The 23221-nt window shown below is 47.1% G+C and carries 23 protein-coding genes and 1 pseudogene; 13 read left to right on the forward strand and 11 right to left on the reverse strand.

All coding sequences use genetic code 11. The features are described 5' to 3' along the window. Positions 1-2 precede the first annotated feature (2 nt). On the reverse strand, positions 3-1193 hold the full coding sequence (locus NC980_RS01895; protein ID WP_190378775.1) for a GNAT family N-acetyltransferase: 1191 nt from the start codon (positions 1191-1193) through the stop codon (positions 3-5). A 514-nt stretch (positions 1194-1707) separates the two neighbouring features. Between NC980_RS01895 and NC980_RS01900 the strand changes: the two genes are divergently transcribed. Next, positions 1708-3780 carry a sensor histidine kinase gene (locus tag NC980_RS01900; RefSeq protein ID WP_190378776.1) on the forward strand — a complete coding sequence of 691 codons (2073 nt, stop codon included), beginning with the start codon at positions 1708-1710 and terminating at the stop codon, positions 3778-3780. A 159-nt stretch (positions 3781-3939) separates the two neighbouring features. Then, entirely contained in the window at positions 3940-4641 is a 702-nt protein-coding gene (locus NC980_RS01905) for a hypothetical protein (protein ID WP_190378777.1), read from the forward strand. 12 nt (positions 4642-4653) lie between these two features. On the opposite strand, the gene NC980_RS01910 is transcribed toward NC980_RS01905, so the two are convergent. Next, positions 4654-6573 carry an acetate--CoA ligase family protein gene (locus NC980_RS01910; protein ID WP_190378908.1) on the reverse strand — a complete coding sequence of 640 codons (1920 nt, stop codon included), beginning with the start codon at positions 6571-6573 and terminating at the stop codon, positions 4654-4656. Positions 6574-6738: 165 nt separating this feature from the next. On the opposite strand from NC980_RS01910, the pseudogene NC980_RS01915 reads away from it, so the two are divergent. The 3 genes and pseudogenes from NC980_RS01915 to NC980_RS01925 form a co-directional block, all read left to right on the forward strand. Continuing rightward, a pseudogene (locus tag NC980_RS01915) lies at positions 6739-6921 on the forward strand (hypothetical protein); the annotation flags it as partial. A 224-nt stretch (positions 6922-7145) separates the two neighbouring features. Beyond that, positions 7146-7988: a cyanophycinase gene (locus NC980_RS01920; protein WP_190378778.1), complete on the forward strand. Its 843-nt coding sequence runs from the start codon at positions 7146-7148 to the stop codon at positions 7986-7988. Between the two features lie 262 nt (positions 7989-8250). Further along, a complete protein-coding gene (locus NC980_RS01925) occupies positions 8251-9612 on the forward strand; it encodes an 8-oxoguanine deaminase (protein ID WP_190378779.1) in 1362 nt (453 codons plus the stop codon). A 144-nt stretch (positions 9613-9756) separates the two neighbouring features. Here NC980_RS01925 and NC980_RS01930 read toward each other — a convergent pair whose 3' ends face one another. The 9 genes from NC980_RS01930 to fmdA all read right to left on the reverse strand — a co-directional run bounded on the left by NC980_RS01930 (position 9757) and on the right by fmdA (position 15753). Further along, positions 9757-9894, reverse strand: a complete 138-nt coding sequence (locus NC980_RS01930; RefSeq protein ID WP_190378780.1) for a hypothetical protein — start codon at positions 9892-9894, stop codon at positions 9757-9759. A gap of 113 nt (positions 9895-10007) precedes the next feature. Then, positions 10008-10604: a HupE/UreJ family protein gene (locus NC980_RS01935; protein WP_348253898.1), complete on the reverse strand. Its 597-nt coding sequence runs from the start codon at positions 10602-10604 to the stop codon at positions 10008-10010. A 135-nt stretch (positions 10605-10739) separates the two neighbouring features. Then, positions 10740-11084 carry a nitrile hydratase accessory protein gene (locus NC980_RS01940; RefSeq protein WP_190378782.1) on the reverse strand — a complete coding sequence of 115 codons (345 nt, stop codon included), beginning with the start codon at positions 11082-11084 and terminating at the stop codon, positions 10740-10742. A gap of 17 nt (positions 11085-11101) precedes the next feature. Further along, positions 11102-11710: a nitrile hydratase subunit alpha gene (nthA, locus tag NC980_RS01945; protein ID WP_190378783.1), complete on the reverse strand. Its 609-nt coding sequence runs from the start codon at positions 11708-11710 to the stop codon at positions 11102-11104. Positions 11711-11740: 30 nt separating this feature from the next. Then, positions 11741-12460, reverse strand: coding sequence for a nitrile hydratase subunit beta (gene nthB / locus NC980_RS01950; protein WP_190378784.1), 720 nt, complete (start codon positions 12458-12460; stop codon positions 11741-11743). A 36-nt stretch (positions 12461-12496) separates the two neighbouring features. Beyond that, entirely contained in the window at positions 12497-13012 is a 516-nt protein-coding gene (locus NC980_RS01955) for a DUF1097 domain-containing protein (protein ID WP_190378785.1), read from the reverse strand. A 46-nt stretch (positions 13013-13058) separates the two neighbouring features. Continuing rightward, a complete protein-coding gene (locus NC980_RS01960; protein ID WP_190378786.1) occupies positions 13059-14018 on the reverse strand; it encodes a GTP-binding protein in 960 nt (319 codons plus the stop codon). Between the two features lie 202 nt (positions 14019-14220). Continuing rightward, positions 14221-14481 (reverse strand): zinc ribbon domain-containing protein, encoded by a 261-nt coding sequence (locus NC980_RS01965; protein ID WP_190378787.1) that lies wholly within the window; start codon positions 14479-14481, stop codon positions 14221-14223. Positions 14482-14547: 66 nt separating this feature from the next. Next, entirely contained in the window at positions 14548-15753 is a 1206-nt protein-coding gene (gene fmdA, locus NC980_RS01970) for a formamidase (RefSeq protein WP_190378788.1), read from the reverse strand. A 350-nt stretch (positions 15754-16103) separates the two neighbouring features. Between fmdA and NC980_RS01975 the strand changes: the two genes are divergently transcribed. The 8 genes from NC980_RS01975 (at position 16104) to NC980_RS02010 (ending at position 23212) form a co-directional block, all read left to right on the forward strand. After that, on the forward strand, positions 16104-16349 hold the full coding sequence (locus NC980_RS01975; RefSeq protein ID WP_190378789.1) for a hypothetical protein: 246 nt from the start codon (positions 16104-16106) through the stop codon (positions 16347-16349). Between the two features lie 88 nt (positions 16350-16437). Further along, on the forward strand, positions 16438-16980 hold the full coding sequence (locus NC980_RS01980) for an OsmC family protein (protein WP_190378790.1): 543 nt from the start codon (positions 16438-16440) through the stop codon (positions 16978-16980). A 219-nt stretch (positions 16981-17199) separates the two neighbouring features. Next, positions 17200-18330, forward strand: a complete 1131-nt coding sequence (locus NC980_RS01985) for an acyl-CoA dehydrogenase family protein (protein ID WP_190378791.1) — start codon at positions 17200-17202, stop codon at positions 18328-18330. Positions 18331-18365: 35 nt separating this feature from the next. Next, entirely contained in the window at positions 18366-19949 is a 1584-nt protein-coding gene (locus tag NC980_RS01990) for an ABC transporter substrate-binding protein (RefSeq protein ID WP_190378792.1), read from the forward strand. Between the two features lie 2 nt (positions 19950-19951). Beyond that, the gene (gene ntrB, locus NC980_RS01995; RefSeq protein ID WP_190378793.1) at positions 19952-20794 is read left to right on the forward strand and encodes a nitrate ABC transporter permease; all 843 of its coding nucleotides are present in this window, start codon (positions 19952-19954) and stop codon (positions 20792-20794) included. After that, the gene (locus tag NC980_RS02000) at positions 20795-21664 is read left to right on the forward strand and encodes an ABC transporter ATP-binding protein (protein WP_190378794.1); all 870 of its coding nucleotides are present in this window, start codon (positions 20795-20797) and stop codon (positions 21662-21664) included. A gap of 273 nt (positions 21665-21937) precedes the next feature. Further along, positions 21938-22522 carry a TetR/AcrR family transcriptional regulator gene (locus NC980_RS02005; protein WP_190378795.1) on the forward strand — a complete coding sequence of 195 codons (585 nt, stop codon included), beginning with the start codon at positions 21938-21940 and terminating at the stop codon, positions 22520-22522. 54 nt (positions 22523-22576) lie between these two features. Beyond that, positions 22577-23212 (forward strand): methyltransferase domain-containing protein, encoded by a 636-nt coding sequence (locus tag NC980_RS02010; RefSeq protein WP_190378796.1) that lies wholly within the window; start codon positions 22577-22579, stop codon positions 23210-23212. Positions 23213-23221: the final 9 nt, after the last annotated feature.

Genomic DNA, 23221 nt, shown 5'->3' on the forward strand with positions numbered 1-23221 from the left:
TTCTAGATTTTGAAGTCGATCGTTTGTTGCTTGAACGGCAATTCTTGATTAATTGCATCAATTTCTTGCTGTTCGAGATCGTTAATTTGATCAATGTGCGATCGCAAAATTTGAGACAGGCGACCGTTATAAAACCGATGCAAAGAATGGTTCGGAGTCGCCGGAAATCCGCGCCGCTTCTTGTGTCGTCCTCCTGCTCCCGGATCAAAAATTTGAATCCCGTTGTTGATCCCCCACTCGATCGGCGCGTAATAACACGCATCAAAATGCAAACAATCAATTTCCTGTTTACAGCCCCAATAGCGCCCGTATAAACGATCGCCCTTGCTTAAACAAAACGACATGCCGATCGGGTGGTCATTTTCTTCTGCAAATGCCGCAAAAAACACCACGCGATGTCGATATGTTGAATGAAGCTGCTCGAAGAATTTCTTGGTTAAATATTTACTGCCCCACCAGCCAAACTTATCGCACGTATCGCTGTAAAAGCTGTACATCTGCGAAAAGAGCGATCGAGGAATCTCATCCCCAGTCAGCGCTTTAAACGTCAATCCCGCATTCACTACGGCTTTACGCTCTCGCTTAATGTTGCGGCGCTGATTGGCATTAAACGCATTCAAATAATCATCAAAGCTCTCATACCCCTGATTCGACCAGATAAAGTTATGGTGCATCCAGGAGCTAAAACCATGGCGCTCCATCACCGTCCGCCACTCGGGAGCAACATAGAGAAAATTACAGCCAGAAATCCGATTGCGTGAGCAAAAATGATCGATCGCGCTCACCATCATTTCCGTGATCTCATCCTCATCTTCTCCAGGCGCAATTAAAAACCGATATCCTTCGGCTGGCGTAAACGGCGACATTCCCAACAGCTTCGGGTAATACTGTACCCCTAACCGCTCCGACAAATCCGCCCACTGATGATCAAACACAAACTCCCCGTAGCTGTGTCCCTTAATATAAAGGGGAGCCGCTGCAATTAGTTCGCGATCGCGCCACACCGTCAGATGATTCGGCATCCAGCCCGATCGAGCCGTTGTACTGCCAGAAGTCTCCATATTATGCAGCCAGTCCCACTCCAGAAACGGCGTTGAGAGCGGCATTGCCAACGCATCCCAAGCTGCCTGCGGCACTTCAGAAATTCGATTAATCCACGCGATCGAGGTACGGGGCTGGAGTTGTTCAACCATGACCAGACTTTAGAATGCTTCATACAGCGTAATAGATTTGCTTAAATCTGGCATAACGCTTTACTGCCTGAAACTTGTTCAATGCCTAGAGACTCGGAAGCAGAGTGAAGTCGGATCTGATACCAAATTGATCTTTAATCGCTACAGATCTTGCAAGCCCCCTAAATCCCCCACCTGTGGGGGACTTCAAGCCAAAGAAGGATTGGATTCTCAAAGTCCCCATTTGGGGAATTTAGGGGGCAAAGGATCTGTAGCATTAACAAATTGATTGGGTATGAGGGCGGTCTCCCCCGCTCCCCAGAAAAATTTTATTGAGAATGGCGAAAATCTCTCATCACCGTTAAAGTGAAGAAACGTTTTTCAGCGGAAATTCGTTCAAGATCATGACGCTGATCTTTGCCTTCTCTTTCGAGCGATTCCCCGATCGCGGTAAGCTTTGACTTGTGCGTCACTTTATATCATCGGTGCTGCTCTACTGTGCTGCTGCGTCTCTTACTCCGGTTATAAAGGGCTTATGGCGAAGTCATCCCAATCCTCATTCCGTCGCATCCTGCTGAGACGTTTGTTGCTGCTCAGTATTCCGGTGCTATTGACTGGTGAGGTTGTCGCGTACAAAAAAGCAAGAGCAGGACTGCTCGAAACGGCACAGCATAATCTCACTGCCAGCGCCTCTCGTAAAGCCGAAGCGCTACAAACCTCGATCGCCAACTTGCGATCAAATCTTGCACTCGCTGCCACCTCTTCAGCGCTACAGCTTAATTCCGCGCAATCCACCTACGATTTTCTAGAGCAGCTTCGACGCTCTTCTCCGATCGCGCTTCAATGTGTCCAACTGATCAACGTGAGCGACGGAACCGTTAGATCCAGCACTTGTGGGAATCAGGCGATCGTCCAGTTTCCGTTTGATCCCTGGCAAAATTACTCCACACCCTCGAATATTGTCGATGTTAAACATATTCAGGTTGCCCTCGCGTCACCGGCGAAAACTGGAGAGTTATCCGTTGATCATCAGCTTAATTTAGTGGTGAGTGCGCCTGTAACACTGAAATCAGAGAAGCAAGAGGGGCAATATGCGCTGAGTGTCCAAGCATCTCTCTACTCAAAGCCGGAACCCGCGCTGAACGCGATGACAACGGGTTATACCATCGTGATTGACGATTCTGGAGTCATTTTGGCACACCCGATGGCCGAGCGCATCGGACGCAATATCCGCCAAGGAGCCAACGCAGAACAGCTTCAACGCGCGTTTGAAACTGTAATCGCCAATAGCACGGTGGGCGATCGTGCCACCAATCAGCAAGAATCGCTTGATCCCGTTCTGTTTGAAGAGAACGGTGCAGAATGGATGGCAGGCGGCAGCGCGATTCAGGTATCGCTGAAAAGCGGGGAATCTTCGACTTGGGTAGTGTTGGCAGCCACTTCAGTAGATAGTGCGCTCTACGGTTTGACAGACATCAAACAAGTGCTGGTAATCCTGACAGTGGGACTCTTAACGGCGATTTTGCTCGCTACGATCTACCTCACTCGTGATTTAGCGCTTCCGATCGAGCAGTTAAGCGAATACGCGCTGAAAATTCGGCAACGATTCAACGGCGAACGCGCTCCAAAAAACTTTAAAGTGCGCGAACTCAACTATCTTGCAGAAGCGCTCGATAATATGGTCGAACGACTAGAAGAGCGAGCCAGTGAGCTAGAAGCCGCATGGCAAGAGGCACAGTCTGCCAATCAGGTGAAAAGCGAGTTTCTAGCCACCACCTCTCACGAATTGCGGACACCGCTCAATGGAATCATTGGCTGTGTGCGATTAGTCCGTGAAGGATTGTGTGATAGCCGCGAAGAAGAACTAGAGTTTCTTCAGCAAGCCGATCGTTCGGCAATGCACCTGCTGCAAATCATTAACGATCTGCTTGATATTGCCAAAATCGAAGCGGGTAAAGCCGAACTCAATCTGCAACCGATCCAGATTCGCGAGTTTTGTCAAGACTGCCTCAAGATGGTGCAGCCGACTGCTGATCTGAAACGATTAAAGCTGATGCTGCATCTTAATGCCGATTGCGATCGCGTTCCCTTAGATGAATTGCGGGTGCGCCAAATGCTGCTGAATCTTTTATCGAATGCAGTGAAATTTACGCCCGAAGGGGGAACGGTTTCGCTGGTAGCGCGAATCGGCTACGGCTATCAACTCGTTCAGGATGTGCGCCCCGATCGCAGCCCGATTAATCAAGAAACCTCTTATCTTTGCCTGGAAGTCGAAGATTCTGGCATTGGCATTCCAAAAGATCGGTGGCACTTGCTGTTTAGACCCTTCCAGCAGGTGGATTCATCCATGACTCGTAAGCACGAGGGGACTGGGTTAGGGCTTGCCCTGACGAAACGCTTGGCAGAAATGCACGGGGGAACGCTGTCGTTCTGGTCAGTCCCCGATAAGGGCAGTACATTTCGGATTTGGTTGCCGTGGGTGGCATCTAGTAGCGAAAAGCCTAAAAGTACGATCGATGAAAAGGTGAATGCTCCATGCAGTGAGCCGATCGAAGGATCGATCGAGCAGCCCGGCAGAAAGATTGAGGGGTTAGGAACACGAAGCTAGGAATTTTGAAAGCCGGATGGTTGCTAGTTAGCGGCTCAGTGTTGATGGAACTCTTTCTATTATTCTTTTTTGAGCATTGTAAAACTCTATTGACTGCTTCCGTAACGGCAAACCGTGCAGGCGTAGTTTTCAACGAACAATAAATTAGAGGACTGTTTCATGCAATACCGCTATCTTTTGGCGGTGAGTGCGTTGTCGCTTGCCTTTCCGATGGCTGCCTCCGCCGCCGTTTACACTACACAAACCGGACAAACTCGCTTTGTGCTGGATGAAAGCAATGGGAAACCGATCGTTGAGTATGTAACTCGAATTCAAGGTAGAGACTGGATTGGATCGGCGAATGTCTCCGGAGTTCCAGTGCCAGAGAGTGCAGTGTCGCGCTATCAGGGAACGTTTCGAGACATTCGCTCAGGAGGAGGAGCGGAGCAAGTCTGTACAGGCACGATCGACATTCTCAACAATCGCCCCAGTCAAACGTTTTCGGTAACCTGGAAAGTCACAGGTGGAAAAGCTTGTCCGGCGATCGGGCAGACCACGACGCTGAGGTTGGTCGATGCGCTGCCCCGTCCAGATGCGCGAGGAGACTTTACGCCTACGATCGTCAATCAGTGGAATGGTGGCACCCAGTCTACCACTTGGCGTGGTTGGCAGGTCGTGTCAGCAGATGGCGTTCTCAACTGTCGCGCAACACCGAATGGTGCAATCAGAAAGACTTACAAAACTGGAACACCGATCGCTGCCTATCGCGATCGTTCTGGGCTGGCAATGACTACCTCAAATGGTGTGCCCTGGCTAAGAACGAGTGATAACTGCTTGGTGCGGGCAAACTCCCGACACATTCAGCCCACCAACTTGTTTTAGTGTGATTGTAGGTTAAGCAGGTAGGATCAGTGCGGCGATCGCTTCTAGATAAACGCGGCTGAATCCTTCTGCTGCACTCAGCGAGAATTGTTCGATCAATCCTTGATGCTGAGTTGAAACCGTACTTCCCTGCTTAATCACCACTCTCGTATCTTCAAAGATGTCCCGCGTCAGCATCATTTCAATGTCAGTGGGATCATTCAAAATCACCAGATTGCTATTGGTGTAGAACATTCCAGCGCGATCGAGAACTGATTCAGGATATTCAGCAATCAGCAAATCTAGCTTCGGATGCCGCAAGAGATTCTGAACATTGGTGTTGTAGTCTGAGTGCAATGGTTTTTCAGAGTGATTGATCAATACTCCATCTTGACAGACGGCTCCAATTGTCCAGTGCGGATGATGCCGGAGAATGTAAGCGATCGCTTCTTGTAGTTCTGGAAGGGTGACGCGATTGAACGTAATGATTGGGATGCGACCATTATCACCTGCATGAAAGAATGTTCTGAGAATGTGAGTGGTGACATCAACACTTTGACCCACAGAGGGCTTCATGTGCATAAACACACCCGGAGCCGCATTAATCTCAATGATTGCAAAGTTGCCCTCTTTCCAAGAGCGACTCAAATCGCGAGTAATGATATCAATTCCTAAGCAAGTCAAGCGAAAATGCTGAGCGACATCTTGCGCTAAAACAATGTTATCCAGGTGAATGTTTGAAGTGGCATCGATGCTCAGTCCGCCTGAAGAAAGGTTGGCAACTTTGCGGAGATAAACTTCACAATCGCGCTCTAACACACTGTCTAATGAAAAGCCTTGCTCAGTTAAGTACCGCTCCATTGCATCATCAACTTTAATTTTTCCAAGCGGTGAAGTCGGAGTATCACTACGTTCACTAGAGCGATTCGCACGAGCGATAAGTTCTGAAATGGTTAATTTACCGTCTCCAATCACTGAAGCTGGACGGCGCTCAGTTGCGGCAACAAACTTACCATCTACACACAGTAATCGAAAATCACTACCCTCAATGCTCTGCTCAACAATGATTTCCACCGGATGCTCCGGTTCAACGGCATCTACTGCTCGATCGAATGCAGCTTCTAAGTCTTCATCACTGCGAATATTTGCAGTAACACCAATACCTTTATGTCCAACCACAGGCTTGACTGCAACCGGATAGCCTAGTCGATCGACTGCACTTTGAGCTTCTTTGAAGGTACTCACAATTCTTCCTTTAGGTACCGGAAAGCCTAGTGTACTCAAGAATGCTTTACAGTCATCTTTGCGCGTTGTGAAATCTGAATCAAGATGACTATCACCATCAAACGTGGTTGCAATCCCTCGAACGTGCTTACGACCATATCCATATTGCATCAAGCCTTCATCCCACAGATAGAAAGCGGGAATTCCCTGGGAATGCGCCGACTTCAGCAGTGCATAAACTGTAGGGCCGCCATAGGTCGATCGACGAAACTGTGCCTGTAGCACCTCAATATAATCACCAATCTCGAAATCTCGCCCTTGTGTAATTGCCTCAAACCAATCCCAAGCTGAAAAGATAATTTCTCGACTGGTACGAGCGTGTAGCGTTTCGATCGCAATTCGATCGAACTTTGGATAAGCTTTCAGATTCCAATGCTGTAAATGCAGTTCCATCTCAAGCTGGCTCAGGTGGGCGACCGTTTGAGCGAATAAATCAGCATGAGATTTGAACGAGATCTCGTAGAAATGAGGATAGCGATCGCTGATGGCATTCACGTACTTTTCTAACGGTAGAACACTTTGATGTTCAGTTTGTGCAAAATCAAATATGGTCGCTGCCGTTGATAGATACGGATTTGCACCCATGTAATAGCGAATGTTGAAGATGTCAAACGCATCCGTCTTTCTTGCATTGACTCGGCTAACTTCAGACACGCGATCGAGCACCATAAGATTTCCGTTCATCTCTACGTTGAGACTGTACTTAAGTGAGCGGAACGATCGCGTCTATCTGTAGATATTTCTTCAACATCAGAAGACGTAGAACCCTGGCAGGGTGACAAACCCTACTCAAAATGATTACAACCAAACTAAGTTAAGATAAGGAAACATAGTATGACTATCTCTACAGATCATCTACGGGAAGAAGTTCATGCTTTAGCAGAAGAAGCGTTCCATCTGCACTTAATTTCAGGCTATGGCGATGGCGAATATGAAGGCGAGTATCAAATTGTTTATAAAGGTAAACCGAGACATTTGCCGTTAGAACGAGCCAAAGCATTTTTAATCAACTTAATGCAGCCGGAAATGACGAGCTTTAATCAATTCCGACTGGGGTTGATGTTGATGATGGAAAGCTATCGTCGGCGATCGAATGAGTCTCGACCACACTAGTTCAGTCTCAAAAAGTTCAGTCTCAGAACTGAGCTTAAAGTGTATCGAAATCTACCATTTGGTTGTGATGGCGTTTTGCCTGGATGTGCTTGAGTTGAATTAATTGATATTGCGACTGGAGCATAGTTATGGTGAGTCAGGTTGACACTCAAGCCCAAGAGAGCGTAGCACTGCCAGAAACACATGGAGAACTTGTGATTATTGGGGGTGCAGAAGACAAAGAAGGAGAATGTAAGATTCTGCGGGAATTTGTGCGCCGTGCGGGCGGGCTTCAGTCACGCATTGTAGTGATGACGGTTGCAACCGGATTACCGGGCGAAGTTGGAGAACAATATATTGGAATTTTTCGCCGCTTGGGTGCAGAAGATGTCAGAGTGGTTGATACTGCACACCGTGATGATGCCGGTGATCCAAAAGCGATCAAGGATGTTACCCAAGCGACCGGAATCTTTTTTACCGGAGGCAATCAAGCCCGGATTACAGAATGCCTCAAAGATACAGAACTCGAAGCAATGCTACACAAACGCTTCTCTGAAGGTGCTGTGATCGCGGGAACCAGCGCAGGTGCAGCAATGATGCCCGATATGATGATTGTGGTCGGTGAAGGTGAAACCAATCCACGACGCGAAGTGGCTGAGATGGATCGCGGCATGGGATTTTTGCCGAATGTGGTGATTGATCAACACTTCGCACAGCGCGGACGTTTAGGACGGTTGCTTTCCGCTTTGGCGCAACAGCCTGCCAGTCTGGGCTTTGGAATTGATGAAAATACTGCGATCGTCGTCAACGGCAAGATTGTAGAAGTGATCGGCGAGGGTGCAGTGACGATCGTCGATGAATCTACGGTGGTACACAATAACATTGAAGCATTGTTACCGGACGAGGATTTAGCGTTTTGTGGTGCAACGCTTCATGTGCTGCCGAGTGGCTACAAATTCGATTTGGAGAAGCGATCGCCCATCTTTAATTAATCTATCTTTAGTTAACTACGAAGTGTTTATGGTGTTTGCCAAGCAATCTTTTTCAAAGTTTGGTGAGCACCTGATCGGCCTGGATTAGTATCTTTTTTCGAGCTGATGTTAAAGAATTGCTGAAGATTAAAAACCTGCCTGGAAAAGGCTGTAATTCTGGATGACAGCATGATCAAACAGTTTGACACTTAACAACTTAATAGGTGTGAGTCTTGAACAGTTAGCGATCGCTCATTGCTGTCAATCAAACGCATCGAATCTTATGCCTACCTTGCTTGTTAAAAACATCCATACCTTAGTCACAATGGATAAAACCCGACGGGAAGTTCGCAATGCAGCAATGCTCATTCGAGACAATGTAATCGAGCAAGTTGGGGCCACAGCAGAACTACCGCAAACCGCAGATGAAGTATTAGATCTGAGCGATCGAGCTGTGGTGCTTCCCGGTCTTGTCAACACACATCACCACTTCTATCAAACGCTCACCCGTGCTGTTCCCGCCGCTCAGAACTGTGACTTGTTCAAATGGCTGCAAACTCTTTACCCAATCTGGGCAAAGCTCACTCCAAGAGCCGTGTATATCAGCGCTCAGATGGCAGCCGTTGAGTTAATTCGATCGGGCTGTACAACCGCAAGCGATCATCTCTATATCTATCCGAATGGTAGTACGCTTGATGATGAGATTCAGGGAGTGCAAGCGGTTGGGCTGCGGTTTCATGCCAGTCGGGGCAGCATGAGCGTGGGGGAAAGTCAGGGAGGACTGCCACCAGATTCGGTAGTAGAAAAAGAAACAGATATTTTGAAAGATAGCCAACGATTGATTGAGCAATATCATGACAACGATCGTCATGCAATGTTACGGATTACGCTTGCACCCTGTTCTCCGTTCTCTGTAACGCAAGACTTAATGCGAGAATCGGCAGCAATGGCACGATCGTACTCCGGTGTTCGATTACATACTCACTTGGCTGAGAACACCTCTGATGTTGAGTACAGCTTAGCGACCTTTGGTATGACCCCTGGAGACTATGCAGCCTCAGTGGGTTGGATTGGTTCTGATGTGTGGCACGCGCATTGTGTGCAGCTAGACGATAAAGCGATTCAACAGTTTGGCAAAACTGGAACCGGAGTGGCGCATTGTCCTTGTAGTAATATGCGACTTGCAAGCGGGCTGGCTCCGACTCGTAAGATGCTTCATCATAATGTTCCCGTGGGCTTAGGGGTTGATGGCTCCGCCTCAAATGACACCTCGAATCTCTTGAATGAAGCCCGGACTGCATTTTTAATGGCGCGAGTCCGAGAGTTAGATGCTGCTGCAATGACGGCACGGGAGGCGCTAGAACTGGCAACGCTTGGAGGCGCAAAGGTTTTAGGGCGTGACGACATTGGTTATCTAGCACCGGGAATGTCAGCCGATTTCATTGCCATCAATCTCGATCGACCGGAGTTTGCAGGGGCGCTTCACGATCCAGTAGCAGCACTGATTTTCTGCCAGGTCAATACTGTAGACTATAGTTTTATCAATGGTCGAAAGATTGTTGATCAAGGAAAAATCACTACGATTGATCTTCCGACTTTGATCGAGGAACACAATCGATTAGCACATCAGCTAATCTACCTGTAGAAAGAACCAAAGTTACACTACTGACATCAGGATTAAATCTCTTATTATTTCAGGGAGTCACAACGTTTGAAGATGCGATCGTTGTTGCAACCGTTGATGCTGATTTGATCCAAGCCGCACCCAATCGAACTTTAACGTGCTGGGTTAATACTGATTTTCTCTATCCATCGGGGGACTGCCAGCAGGCAATATGTTCAACGCTTTTACTGCCACATTCACAGGCTTCGGGCTTGGATGCGACCCATTCACGGCTGCATTCACTGCAACAAAACCAAGCCGCATTGATCAAGACTCTCAACGCGCTCGACGGTAATGAGTCGGAAACTGGTCAACCTTCTAGATTGGCTTTGTTCTAATCTACCTTCGCAGCGCCTGTGATGTGCCGTCGAATTGAATTACCCTTTTAGGAATGAGACAGAGACATCTACAATCTGAGAGAACAGAAGCGAGATTCCAATCCCACAAACTACGAACCCCGTCGATCGTAAGCTGTCGAAAAATTGCGGTTGTCCAGAGCGTGCCAGCAACACTTTGCCTAGTCTAAAGGCGATCGCCGCAATACCCAACTGAATGCCAGTGAAACCTAATAAATATGCGAATACGGCAGTCATCTGTGCCCCCACGATCGCTTCGCCGTAAGCATATCCATGACACACGCCCGCGATCGTACTCAGGACAGTGATTGCTTTCAAATCGTTCTTTTGAGTCAGCAGAAAGCCAAATAGCAGGATTGTTCCGGAGATCAATAGTTCAATTCCTGGAAAATTGAAACCGAGAAGATGTATCCCGGTTCCGCCCATCGCAGACCCCATAAAAGCGATCAGGATTGCCGCTCCTTGTCGTTTTACGGCTGCTAATAACCCGATCGTCACGATAAAAGCAAAGTGATCGACACCAATCAAGGGATGTGCTAATCCTGACAAAAATCCTTCCCAGAAGTTACTCGGCGTTTTCCCGTCCATTGGATGATGCGCCATTGCTGGAGAAGTCATGAGCAGCACACTCATGGCGCTTAGAACAATGAATCCTTTTGTCTGAATACTTTGGTTGAAAGCAGTGAATCGAGAAGCCTTACAGTGTTGAATCATTCATCCCTCACAGATCATGCGTGTTGTTTAACGGAAGAACTAGAAGCAATCTTTTACCAATTCAGTCGTTCGTTGCTCTAGCTCTTCTAGCGAAATTAAATTCGTGTCCAACGCTAGTCGCTCTAGTGCCAACAACCAACGCTGGTAATAATCCCAGTCTGGATCATCCTTACAATGCGTGGCTTCCCACTCTGCGATCGACGCGATTAATTGCTGGCGAAACTCTTCCCACTCGTAGTGACCTTTCTTCGAGAGCGCGATCGCCATGCCAAAAGCGCGTCCTTCCCAATGCCTTTCAAATAACAGTTCTCCGTTATTTCGAGGGGGTGCATTCGGATCAACCAGCATACTGGCTGCCGCGAATTGTTCAAACTTGACGTGCATCTGATCCTCCAATGTTTTTAAGCTGGGACAACTACTTTTGCTGCGCCCTGCATTGCTTCGGGAGTGACGATCGCAGCAAGCTGTTCTTCAGTCCAATCCTCGGCTCCTGTGGGACGTTCTGGCAACACAAACCAGCGAATCTGGGCACTCGTATCCCAAACTCGAATTTCAGTGGAGTCAGGAACGTCTAGACCAAACTCTTGCAATACTTTTCGAGGTTCGCGAATGGCTCTAGCCCGGAAAGTTGGATCTTTGAACCAATAGGGCGGCAATCCTAAAACGGGCCAAGGATAGCAAGAACACATTGTGCAAACAATCAGATTATGAACCCCTGGTGTGTTCTCCACAGCTTTCATGTGTTCGCCTTCTGCTCCTGCCATACCACGTGGGAAATTCATTGATGCGATCGCGGATGGCGTATCCTCTAATAGTTTCTGCTTAAACTCTGGATCAATCCAGGCTTTTGCCACAATTCTCGCGCCGTTAAATGGCCCCATGTCCTTTTCAAAGAACTCAACGACCTTATCAACAGTTTCACTGGTAATAATTCCTTTTTCAATCAGGAGCGACTCCAACGCCCTCACACGAGCAGCACTATAAGTTTCGCGATCAATACTTTCAGTCATGATTCCTGTCCTTTATCAGTTCCACAGAAGTTAAGCTGGATCTTCTAGATAAGCTTCAAAAATTTGCACATAGATCCACGTTTTCGGCTCAGTCAAATTGCCCCAAATTTCATGAGAGTCAAATTTGACGTTATAAATAGGCATCGGATTGCCTACGCCATCTCCGGTTGGAAAGTAATAGTTGTAAGCGCCTGGATAGACTACATCAATTACGCCTTTTTTGGTTCGTAGATACCCTGGCAGTTTGCAATGCTCCGTTGGCGGCGGGTTTCCGACAGTGACCACATCACCCACTTTGAACTTGGGCTGAATATCAACATCACACTTGGGCGAATCGCCAACCAGCAAATACTCGATCACTTGATTGTCGATCGCGGGTTCTCCCCCTTGTGGCAAGGGCGCGTCTGGCTTTTCTAGATAGGCGGTCGTTTTTGCATCAAGCTCCTCTTTGGAAACATAGCCTGATTCGACAAAAAAGCCAGAAATTCCACCCAACCACTTTTCATAGTAGCGGTACTTGAAATAGTCAAAGGGATTCATCCCTTCAGCACCTTTACGCAGATGCCCCCAAGTCCAAAAGCTCTTAAACCGAGTCGGGACAGTTTTAACTGCGTCTAGATGGTTACTTAATCCCATCATGGCAACGTGAATGCCAAAGATGCGTTTTTCCCAAGGTTGAACAAATACCCGTTTTTCAAAGCTAGAAGGGGCTAATCCTTCAATTCCACCAATGTAGTGCTGTAGTTTCATTTTGCTCCTGCTCTGTGTGAATGATCCACGGCTTGTCTAAACGCGAGTTTGCTCCCTTGTGGGAATGCCTTGTGTCGTCATCGCCTCGCCCCACATTTCCGATAGATAACCAAACACTCCGCCTAAAATCATCGCTGCTGCTGCAACGAGTGCTGGATTCTCTAGCCCTGGGGTTGTAATTGCTTTGTCTGTCGCGATCGCCGTTCCAACTGTGGAAGCAAACCCCCAAACGATCGCCGGGATTGCTCTCAGTAAGGGAACTTTAGAAGCTTGCACCATTGCCGCGCTACCAAGTCCAACACAAATCGCAGCAATTAAAGGATTACTTCCCAAAGCTGCGATCGCTACAAGTGTGAGAGAGGCGATCGCGATTCCTGTTAGATTAGACGCAATGCTCTGTTTAAGACCTGAAGTCTTACCTCCCAAGATAAAGAACGATGCCCAAGCAATAAATGTCACCCACACGGGGACAAGAATCAGTGTCGCTGTGAGGTAAGTATCGATCGCGCCTAGCACCCCAATACTGACACTGTACGCATCTAGCTTTTTCATATCATCAAATCCTACTGATAGATGAGGTTATGTTCTGCTGCGAAATCTAGACCAGACACGATTGGAAGCCGCTTTTGAGTTCTGCTTCTGGCAACTCTCGCCCGATAAACACCATTTCATTTCTCCGCAGTTCGTTGGATTTCCAGGGTCGCCCCGGTCTGCCGTCTAACAACATATGCACCCCCTGAAGTACAAACCGTCGATCCTCATCGTCTACATTCAAAATGCCTTTCATCCGAAAGATGTTTTGACCTTGAATCTGGACGAGTTGATTTAACCAGGTTGTGAGTTTGTCGCTGTTTACAACCCCAGGCTCAACGATCGAGACTGAGAAAACAGTCTCGTCATGCTCATGCGCTGATTCGTTGAGAAACTCTGGATCAATTGATAAAGCATTTTTGAGGTCAAACGCTTTCACTCCTAGAATCGAACTGATCTCAAGATTGCAGTTGTGAGTCCGGTAGAGTTTGGCAAAGGCATTCACTGACCGAATTCGCTGTTCTAACGTTCCGAGCCGTTCAGCAGAAACGAGATCAATCTTGTTGAGCAGAATAACATCGGCAAACGCAATTTGTTCTTGCGCTTCATTGCTATCCCAATGCTCCCAAATATATTTCGCATCAACAACCGTAACAACGGCATCTAACTGCGTTTTAGATCGCATTGTTTCATCGACAAAAAAGGATTGAATGACCGGGGCTGGATCAGCTAATCCAGTGGTTTCAATCACAATGTGATCAAACTTCTCGCGCTTCTCCATTAAGTTACCAACAATCCGAATTAAATCCCCCCGAACTGTACAACAAATGCAGCCATTGTTCATTTCTAAAATTTCTTCATCAGCATCCATCACAAGCTGACTATCAATGCCTACGTCCCCAAATTCATTCACAATCACAGCAACTTTTTTACCGTGTTCATGATGCAGAAGATGATTCAGCAGTGTTGTTTTGCCTGACCCAAGATAACCAGTAATGACTGTAACAGGAATAGAGCAACTCAGCATAATTTAGCGCGATTTCTACGATTGGTCAGTGTTGAGCAATGAGATTGCTTTAAGAAAATTCTGTCTATATCTTTGATTCGATCGAGCTTGAGTTTACTAGTCCCACTAATGTCCCTGAAGAAGAGTAGTGATTGAGACAAATTGAAACTCACTTGCTTATAGCCTTGAGAGGCAGACGCAATGATCGATCAAGGAAGCTGGATTAATGTCCAATCATCCAGGGTCGCCCTCCTGTGTGGCTTCTGTTTTTTGGAGCTTCCGGCTCTGTTTCGCGTTTAACCAGTTGTGGCTCTGGGTTTTCGCGCTTCAGCCGCAGCACACCAGACAACACAGCCGGAGCAGAAAAAATTCGTTTGGCGGGAGCTTCGCAGGTCGGACAATGAGCCGAAGACGTTGATTCAGAGATCGATCGCCACACATCAAAAATGCCACAGCTCTCACAGCGAAATTCATATAAGGGCATAGCGTTCATCTTTTGCTACATGAACAATTAGGGGATGAGAACCACCCCACTTAACGAGTCCGTTGGTTACACAGGTAAAATTGGCTGATCAAAAATCTCTGTTGGAATGGCGACTGTACAACAGGCATTTGGAATGTCTACAATGCCGCTGATTCTGCCTTCGACTGGAGCGCAACTGAGCAATAGATAGGCTTGCTCTCCGGTGAAGCCAAACTTCTTCAGGTACTCGATCGCATTGAGACAAGCGCGACGATACGCAATGTGAACATCCATAAAATACTGCTTGCCCGTAAACTCATCGACTGAAATTCCTTCAAATACGAGGTACTCAGAGTAACGCGGTTCAACAGGCCCCGGCTTAAAGATCGGATTGATCATGCCGTACTTGTCCATCCCGCCTTTGATAATGTCTACGTGCAGGTCGATAAAGCCAGACATCTCGATCGCGCCACAAAACGAAATCTCTCCATCGCCTTGCGAGAAGTGAATGTCGCCCATCGAAAGCTTTGCCCCTTCCACATAGACCGGGAAGTAAATGCGAGTGCCACGCGACAGATTCTTGATATCACAATTGCCGCCATGTTCGCGAGGCGGAACTGTTCTAGCGCCTTCTGCGGCGATGCGATCGAAGTCGGATGCTGCTACTTGCCCTAAGATCGCATTCTTCGGATTTGGTAAAGCAGCTAACGTTGCCAAATCGCCTTTGATTTCTGCTCCGTAAGTGCGGCGATCGGGTTGAGAACTCATTAGCTCTGCTTCCCGCTTGTTCCACATCGCCAAAAGTTCATGTGATGGCGCACAGCCAATCAAACCAGGGTGAGTAATGCCCGCAAACCGCACACCCGGAATATGCCGTGAACTCGTATAGATGCCCTGGAAGTCCCAGATTGCTTTAGCGGCTTTGGGAAAGTGATCGGTTAGAAAGCCACCGCCATTTTCTTTAGCAAAGATGCCTGTAAAGCCCCACTCATCCCCTTGCAGCGCTCCAATATCAAGCAAATCTACAACAAGAATATCTCCGGGTTGAGCACCATTTACCCAGATAGGGCCACTGAGAACGTGAACGACTGTTAAATCGACCTCTTCAATATCTTTTGGATCATCATTGTTCTTGATCTGTCCATCCGTCCAATCCTTACACTCAATCCGAAACACCTCGCCCGGATTCACCGAAACGACTGCTGGAATATCGGGATGCCAGCGATTATGTCCTGGCAATTCCTGCTGATCCATTGGTTTAGTGAGATCGACCTTAAACAATGTCTTCGGCATAGTTCTCTCCTTGAAATAACAGGATGCAGCAATATTTATTTCCGCTTCGCATATCGACACCGTGCCAGCCTAACTACTCAAAACACCGATCTACTAAATCCAGGTGCGATCGCTTCAAATGGCAATCAGTTCATAGCGTTAAATCTTAGATATAAAGAACACAATTATCGATTGAGAGATTGTGTCGGAAGAGACAATTTTCCAAAATAGATTCTTTAATGATCCTATCAATCAGCGTACTTCCAGATTGTTCTAATCTCTGAGATCTCAGATCAAAGCGGTCTCTACACAAACGGTTACAACCAATTTTGCTACGCTTACTGCTGCTTATCACTATCAGAAAATTGATTATGAGCGACTATCGCTTAGTTGACTGTGATTTTTATGACCAACTTGAAGCATTGGCAACTTTGCACCAGGCCTGCTCGATCGTTTATCGCAATGCAACGGGAGAAACGATTGAGGTTTACGATCGCATTGTTAATGTCTACGCAGCAAACAAAGCAGATTTTCTGAGGCTCAACAGTGGAACTGAAATCCGGCTCGATCATCTCATTACAGTCAATAGTAACTCAATTCGTTTTGCTCAGACGTAAACTTGAACATAGAATTTGTAACCACAAGCACAACATTAATTTAGCGAAGTCTGCTTTTATAGATAGAACGTTCTATTTGAATCGAATTATGACTCAGACAACCTTTACCACGCAAGTCAAAACGCCTCTCCGTCCTATAAGCAAGGATGGATTGGAGAGTCTAGCTGCAACCGCAAAGGCAAATCCTAACGTTGTCAAATCGTTGAAGGTTAAGACAGTCTGTGAAGGACAGTTTCGTAATCTAACTTATGTGCGTGATTTGCCTGCTCATGTGATTGACGAACCACCGAGTTTGTTAGGAGAAGACACGGCTCCCAATCCTTCTGAAGCGGTGTTAGCTTGTTTGGGTTCTTGTTTGTCTGTTGGCATTCACGCTAACGCTACAATGCGCGGAATTGCGCTGACAAAGCTAGAGCTAGAATTAGAAGGCGACATCAATATTACAGGAGTTTGGGGCATTGGGGATCTCGCTGAAAAGCGGCTTGGCTTTACTGATATTCGCGTCAAGGTTGATTTAGAAGGCAATGCGAGCCGTGAGGAGTTAGAAGACTTGGTCGCGCACTCTAACTACTGGTCGCCTGTCGCAAACACCTTACGCTTGCCCGTCAACATGGAAGTTGCCTTGGCATAGACTTAGGCATCACTCCTGCTCATTTTTGCAGTACAAGTTTTTGCAGTACAAGTCAAAGTCTCTTATGCTTCAATCCCTTCTCCTACAGACTTTAGGAGATATATTTCTTGCATCCAAGAAGCAAGCAGAGGCTTTCCTAAAAGGGAAGGGATTAGGATGAGGGTTATTTTCGACAGTTAATTATCTCTTTTCAGAACTGTTCACAACCTCATTTCAGCTATGCAACTAATTTCTAGCTCAGTTGCGGAACCCGCCTCATCTCCCCCGATCGCTGACACATTGATTCAATTGAATACTGCAATTCGCACTGATCTTGCACCGATCGTGTCCGACATTGATCAAGGGAAATATCCTCGTGCTTTTATGCACCAAGTTGGTGCCATTGGTGGTTTTGCTCAAGCAGTGTCCCCAGAATTTGGCGGTACGGGGAATGGTTTGTGGACTGCAATTCAAGTGATCGAAGCAATCTCGGCAGAATGCCTCTGTACTGGGTTTATGACCTGGTGCCAGATTGCTTGCACCTGGTATATGCAGAATAGTGACAATGATTATCTGCAACAGCAGGTTTTACCTCAAGTCGCCGCAGGAAAGCGTTTGGGCGGTACTGGGTTATCAAATCCGATGAAGCACTTTGCCGGAATTGAGAAGATTGCGCTGGTCGCAGAACGTCGCTCGGATGGTTATGTGCTGAATGGAATGCTGCCCTGGGTTTCTAACATTGGGGTAGGGCACTACTTCGGCATTGCGGCTCAATTGTCTGATTCTGATCAGTATTTGATGGCGATCGTCTCTGACGAACTAGAGGGACTGTCTCTGCGGCAAAATGCTCACTTCATTGCATTAGAAGGCAGCAATACCTATAGCTGTGTGTTTCGCGATGTGTTTGTCCCGAATGAATTGATTTTGGCGGCTCCCTGTACAAGCTATGTCAACCAAATCCGTCCAGGATTTATTTTGACGCAAGTTGGCATGGGATTAGGACTGACCGCAAGGTGTCTTGAGATTATGAAGCGTAGCAATCAACGCTATGGGCACGTCAATTGTTTTTTAGATGATCAAGTTGATAACTTGAGTGAAGAGCTAGAAATAGCTCGTCAAAACACGGCTGTACTTGCCCATGCAATCACGGGCAAAATCACAATTGATCGCACTCAACTCAAAGCCGTGATCCAAGCCCGGATTACAGCATCGGAATTGTCATTGAGAGCCGCTAATGCTGCAATGTTGCACACAGGAGCTAGAGGCTATTTACATGGCGCAGAAGTGGAACGCAAGCTACGCGAATCCTACTTTGTGGCGATCGTTACTCCAGCTTTGAAGCAGCTAAAAAAGATGCTGCATGAACTGTAAAAGAACACCGTTGTTATAACTAGAACCATACGATCATGGCAGCACACACGAAATTGTTAGAGACGAGCGGAGTTTATTCTTTATCTGAGTTAGCTTGTGCTTGTGGTGGATCACATCGATCGCAAGATCATTGGAAATTTTTAGAAGGAATGCCCCAAGATCCGGCGGATTTGATTGATGATTTGATCAAGATGGGGCATTATCCAGACACAACATTGAAATTAGCAAAGGATTTGACCTACGCTGAATTTCAGCAGGCATTGCTGCTGCGAATGATTGATCAAGCAGAGCCAGAACAGCGCGACTTGTGCAATGACTTAATTCAACAAGCAGGCGGATTAGAAGAAGCCTTTGCTGCCGCATTTGGTCCGAATGCAATTGAATTCTTGGGTGATGCAGTACGGCTGAGTCGATTCCGGCGGCGAGATTTTTTGGTTAAAGTGGCTGCGGCTGCGGCAGTGGTGACGCTTGCAAGTTGCGGCAGCAGGCGCGAAACTCAATCTTCAACTACTTCAGCCTCCGCTTCCGCTAACTTAGAAAAACCGAATCTGACGATCGGCTTTATTCCGATCGCTTGTTCAATTCCGATCGTTGCCGCAGAGCCTTTAGAGTTTTACAAAAAGCAAGGGCTGAATGTGACGTTGAAGAAAATGCCAAACTGGGCAGCCGTGCGAGAAGCAGCGATCGCAGGAGAGTTAGATGCCTACCATATGCTGTCGCCGATGCCGATCGCCATCTCTATGGGTTTAGGTTCTACTGCTTTTCCAATTAAGCTTGCTAGCATCGAAAACATCAACGGACAGTCGATCGCAGTCGCCAACAAGCACAAAGATCGCGTCAAAACAGCGGCAGATTTTAAGGGAATGTCGATCGGGATTCCTTTTCCTTATTCGATGCACAATTTGTTGTTACGCTACTATCTCGCTTCTGGTGGGCTAAATCCAGATCAGGATGTGAAAATTGAGATTGTGCCGCCGCCGGATTCTGTTGCAAAGATGGCTGCTGGACAAATTGATGCGTTCCTGATGCCAGATAACTTTGGGCAGCGGGCGGTCTTCGAGAAAGTTGGATTTATTCATCTGCTAACCAAGGACTTGTGGAATGGTCATCCCTGCTGTGCCTTCGCGGCTAGCCAAGCCTGGATTGATACTCACCCGAATACGTTCCGAGCCGTGAATAAATCGATTATTGAATCTGCTGCCTACACCAACAGCACAGCAAATCGAGGAGAAATCGCCAAGCTGATGAGCGATCGTAAGTACCTCAACCAGCCAGAACCCGTGCTGCAAGCTGTGTTAACTGGGAAATTCGAGGATGGGCTAGGAAACACTCTGGATGTTCCCAACCGCATCGACTTCGATCCTTATCCCTGGAAAAGCTTTGCAGCTTGGATTTCGTCGCAAATGGTGCGCTGGGATCTAATGCCCGAAAATAAGGCGAACTATGACGAGATCGGCAATCAAATTTTTATGACCGATTTAGCGCGAGAGTTAGCACGGGAAGTAGGACAGAATCCGCCGACTGAACCGACTCGCGTTGAAAAGCTCAAGACGGGTGAATTTAACCCTGCCAATGCTTCTGCGTATGTGCAAGAGCAAATTAAGAAATTTGGAGCTTAGTCATGGCAACTTCTCCTGTTGTTAAACCTCTTGTTAGACCTCGATCGCGTCCTGCTTCACTGCTGCAAAACCAGAACCTGCAAGCGATCGTCCTGTTTCTCGTCCTGCTGACCGCACTGCTCAGCATTTGGGAATTGGGAGTTAACCTGCAAATTTTCTCACCCGTGATGCCCTCTGCAAGTCGCACAATTGCAGATTTTTGGAATTGGATTAGCGATCCCTTCTACGACAATGGTCCGAACGATAAAGGCGTAGGATTGCACCTCATCTCTAGCCTTCAGCGAGTAATGACTGGATTTCTGCTTGGATCAGCGATCGCGATTCCAATAGGAGTCCTGATTGGTTTATCAGAAGTCGTCTCGAAAGCGGTGAATCCATTTATTCAATTGATGCGCCCAGTATCACCCTTAGCCTGGTTGCCACTAGGATTAGGGCTGCTGAAAAGCTCCGAAGGCACCGCATTGTTTGTGATTGCAATTTCTAGTATTTGGCCTACGCTCATCAATACTAAATTTGGAGTGAGTAGCGTCTCAAAAGACTATCTGAATGTGGCTCGGACTTTGGGTGCTTCTCGTTGGCGAACGATCTGGAAAATCATTCTTCCGGCTGCGGCTCCGAGCATTGTGGCTGGATTGCGGATTAGCATTGGTATCTCTTGGCTTGTAATCGTAGCAGCAGAGATGATTGTCGGCGGAACAGGCATTGGTAGCTTTGTTTGGGCAGAGTGGAATAACTTAAGCATTACCAGCATCATTACCGCGATCGTCATCATAGGAGTCACAGGATTGGTTCTCGATCAGCTATTAGCATTGTTGCAAACCTGGGTTTCTTTCGGAGAAAAGTAAATGGTTTCTTCTCGCACCGATCGCATTAAAACAGATACCTCTGTTCAGTTAAGCTTACAAAATGTGTTCAAGGTGTTTCCAGGACGGCAACACTGGCAAGATAAACTACTTCGTCGCACTTCTCAAGACTTTGTGGCGATCTCGGATATCAATTTAGACATCACCCCGAATACCTTTGTTTCGATCATTGGACCTTCGGGCTGCGGTAAATCAACCCTACTGAACATTATCGCTGGACTGACCACACCGTCTCAGGGTTCAGTGTTGATCAACGGAAAGCAGGTACATCATCCGGGAGCCGATCGCGGTGTCGTGTTTCAGAACTATTCGCTGATGCCCTGGATGACCGTTGCCGAAAACATTCGGTTTGCGATCGAAACGGTGTATCCGCAGATGCCACTTGCGAAACAGAGAGACCTTGTGCGCGAGTACATTGATCTCGTCGGGTTGCAGGGAGCCGATCGCAAGCATCCTCATGAGCTTTCTGGAGGCATGAAGCAACGGGTGGGAATTGCCCGCGCTCTAGCAATTAACCCAGAAATTCTGCTGATGGATGAACCCTTTGGAGCGTTAGATGCGCTGACAAGAGGCTTTCTGCAAGATGAGATTGCTCGCATTTTGGAACAACAGCGTAAAACCGTGATTCTGATTACTCATAGTATCGAGGAAGCACTGCTGCTCTCTGACAAAATTGTAATGATGAGCCGCGGACCAGCAGCTCGAATCGTGGAAGTGTTAGATGTACCCTTTGCTCGTCCTCGCAAGCGCGAAAACCTGGATCAGTATCCGGCTTATCATGAGTTGAAGGCACAGCTAGAGCTACACCTGTCGCGAGAAACACGAGCGATCGAAGAATCGCGGATACATTGATGGTTGTCGCCGGACGAATCGCCTGACTAACCTTTGACTAACCTTGATGAGATTGATGTAACAATTTTGAAAGGTTTGAATCATAGCGACATCTCTAATTCATCTAACTCGTTAAATTGGCTTTCAGTCTTTCAGCATCGACTCTTCCCAAATGTTTGGACTATGCTAGACTTTGCCTGATTGTTCTCAAATCTCTGAGTCGAGAGAAATCCAAAGACTGCAAAGCCTTTACCTTGTTTAGTCATGCTTCACTGCTAGCCACATTTCCCCACAATGGTCAATCTTAAGCGCACTCGCGAAGATATTTTATCCTCGGTTATTGAGTTGATCCATCACCAAGGATTTCAATCAACCGGGCTAAAGGAGTTATTTGCCGCAAGCAACACTTCTTCTGGCAGTTTCTACAATTATTTCCAATCGAAAAATGAATTAGCTCATGCACTAATTGATTACAAATGGAGCCAGATCAAAGCAGTCATCATTGAACCTGCTCAACAAATTTCTGACCCGATCGCGCAAGTGTTTGACATGATCGATCGTCTGGAGGCAAAACATCAATCTGAACCTGATTGCGGCGGCTGTTTCCTAGGAAATTTGATTGTAGATCTAGCAAAACATGACCCATCGTTTCAAGAACATCTCATTCAGGTGTTTGATGCTTGGCAGGCTGCAATTGCACAGTCTCTACAAGCTGGAAAATTTGCGCTGAAACCAGAAATCAACCCTGTTTTGCTTGCCGAACAAGTGTTAACCCAGATAGAAGGAGTGCTGTTAATGAGCCGCCTCTATAATCAGCCCGCTCGCCTCAAGCGTAGCTTCGACATGGTTCGCCAGACGGTGCAATCGGCATTACGCTAAACTCATTTGTCCTGATAAAATCGCTTCAATCTGCTTAAATCGATTTGCTGATCAATGGGTACAAACAAGAGGGTTGAAACGATCGTTCAACAAGAATATGATCGCCTTGCCAAGATCTACGATCAACGTTGGCATAGTTATATTACAAACACACTCACTTTTCTGAAGCAGTGGGCACAAATTGGCTCCCATGAGATTGTTCTAGACGTGGCTTGTGGAACAGGGGAGTTTGAGCGATTGTTGTTGCAAGACCATCCGAATCAGCAGATCGTTGGAATTGATGTCTCAACAGAGATGCTCACGATCGCTCAAGCAAAGCTTCAACCCTACAGCACCGTAACATTTAAGCCAGGAAATGTGACCGCACTTCCTTTGAAGGATGAATGCTTTGATACTGTAGTTTGTGCCAGTGCTTTTCATTATTTTGACTGTCCACTTGATGCCCTAGCAGAAATGCGACGAGTGCTTAAGCCAGGCGGGAAAGTCGTGATTTTGGATTGGTGCAAGGACTTTTTACTCTGTCGCCTCTGCGATGTCGTCTTGAGAATCGTTGATCCAGCCCATAAACAGTGTTACACGCAGAAAGAACTTCAAGATTTTCTGTCCCGATCGCAACTCAGAATTAAAGCTAGCACAAAGCTGCGGTTTGGAGCGTGGGGGTTAATGGCTGCAACAGCGACTAAAGATTAAGCTCGATCA

This window comes from Leptolyngbya sp. AS-A5 (assembly GCF_039962495.1).
GTDB lineage: Bacteria > Cyanobacteriota > Cyanobacteriia > Leptolyngbyales > Leptolyngbyaceae > Leptolyngbya.

What these genes read in the sequence shown, in the direction of transcription:
- NC980_RS01910 (WP_190378908.1), bottom strand. Translation starts at nt 6,573, where the DNA reads ATGGTGCTCGATCGCGTGTCTGAAGTTAGCCGAGTCAATGCAAGAAAG.
- nthB (WP_190378784.1), bottom strand. Translation starts at nt 12,460, where the DNA reads ATGAAACTACAGCACTACATTGGTGGAATTGAAGGATTAGCCCCTTCT.
- NC980_RS02000 (WP_190378794.1), top strand. Translation starts at nt 20,795, where the DNA reads ATGGTTTCTTCTCGCACCGATCGCATTAAAACAGATACCTCTGTTCAG.
- NC980_RS01985 (WP_190378791.1), top strand. Translation starts at nt 17,200, where the DNA reads ATGCAACTAATTTCTAGCTCAGTTGCGGAACCCGCCTCATCTCCCCCG.
- NC980_RS01965 (WP_190378787.1), bottom strand. Translation starts at nt 14,481, where the DNA reads ATGCCCTTATATGAATTTCGCTGTGAGAGCTGTGGCATTTTTGATGTG.
- NC980_RS01895 (WP_190378775.1), bottom strand. Translation starts at nt 1,193, where the DNA reads ATGGTTGAACAACTCCAGCCCCGTACCTCGATCGCGTGGATTAATCGA.
- NC980_RS01930 (WP_190378780.1), bottom strand. Translation starts at nt 9,894, where the DNA reads ATGCGGCTTGGTTTTGTTGCAGTGAATGCAGCCGTGAATGGGTCGCAT.
- NC980_RS01955 (WP_190378785.1), bottom strand. Translation starts at nt 13,012, where the DNA reads ATGAAAAAGCTAGATGCGTACAGTGTCAGTATTGGGGTGCTAGGCGCG.
- NC980_RS01925 (WP_190378779.1), top strand. Translation starts at nt 8,251, where the DNA reads ATGCCTACCTTGCTTGTTAAAAACATCCATACCTTAGTCACAATGGAT.
- fmdA (WP_190378788.1), bottom strand. Translation starts at nt 15,753, where the DNA reads ATGCCGAAGACATTGTTTAAGGTCGATCTCACTAAACCAATGGATCAG.
- NC980_RS01940 (WP_190378782.1), bottom strand. Translation starts at nt 11,084, where the DNA reads ATGCACGTCAAGTTTGAACAATTCGCGGCAGCCAGTATGCTGGTTGAT.
- ntrB (WP_190378793.1), top strand. Translation starts at nt 19,952, where the DNA reads ATGGCAACTTCTCCTGTTGTTAAACCTCTTGTTAGACCTCGATCGCGT.
- NC980_RS01905 (WP_190378777.1), top strand. Translation starts at nt 3,940, where the DNA reads ATGCAATACCGCTATCTTTTGGCGGTGAGTGCGTTGTCGCTTGCCTTT.
- NC980_RS02005 (WP_190378795.1), top strand. Translation starts at nt 21,938, where the DNA reads ATGGTCAATCTTAAGCGCACTCGCGAAGATATTTTATCCTCGGTTATT.
- NC980_RS01900 (WP_190378776.1), top strand. Translation starts at nt 1,708, where the DNA reads ATGGCGAAGTCATCCCAATCCTCATTCCGTCGCATCCTGCTGAGACGT.
- NC980_RS01935 (WP_348253898.1), bottom strand. Translation starts at nt 10,604, where the DNA reads ATGACTTCTCCAGCAATGGCGCATCATCCAATGGACGGGAAAACGCCG.
- NC980_RS01990 (WP_190378792.1), top strand. Translation starts at nt 18,366, where the DNA reads ATGGCAGCACACACGAAATTGTTAGAGACGAGCGGAGTTTATTCTTTA.
- NC980_RS01920 (WP_190378778.1), top strand. Translation starts at nt 7,146, where the DNA reads ATGGTGAGTCAGGTTGACACTCAAGCCCAAGAGAGCGTAGCACTGCCA.
- NC980_RS02010 (WP_190378796.1), top strand. Translation starts at nt 22,577, where the DNA reads ATGGGTACAAACAAGAGGGTTGAAACGATCGTTCAACAAGAATATGAT.
- NC980_RS01980 (WP_190378790.1), top strand. Translation starts at nt 16,438, where the DNA reads ATGACTCAGACAACCTTTACCACGCAAGTCAAAACGCCTCTCCGTCCT.
- NC980_RS01975 (WP_190378789.1), top strand. Translation starts at nt 16,104, where the DNA reads ATGAGCGACTATCGCTTAGTTGACTGTGATTTTTATGACCAACTTGAA.
- nthA (WP_190378783.1), bottom strand. Translation starts at nt 11,710, where the DNA reads ATGACTGAAAGTATTGATCGCGAAACTTATAGTGCTGCTCGTGTGAGG.
- NC980_RS01960 (WP_190378786.1), bottom strand. Translation starts at nt 14,018, where the DNA reads ATGCTGAGTTGCTCTATTCCTGTTACAGTCATTACTGGTTATCTTGGG.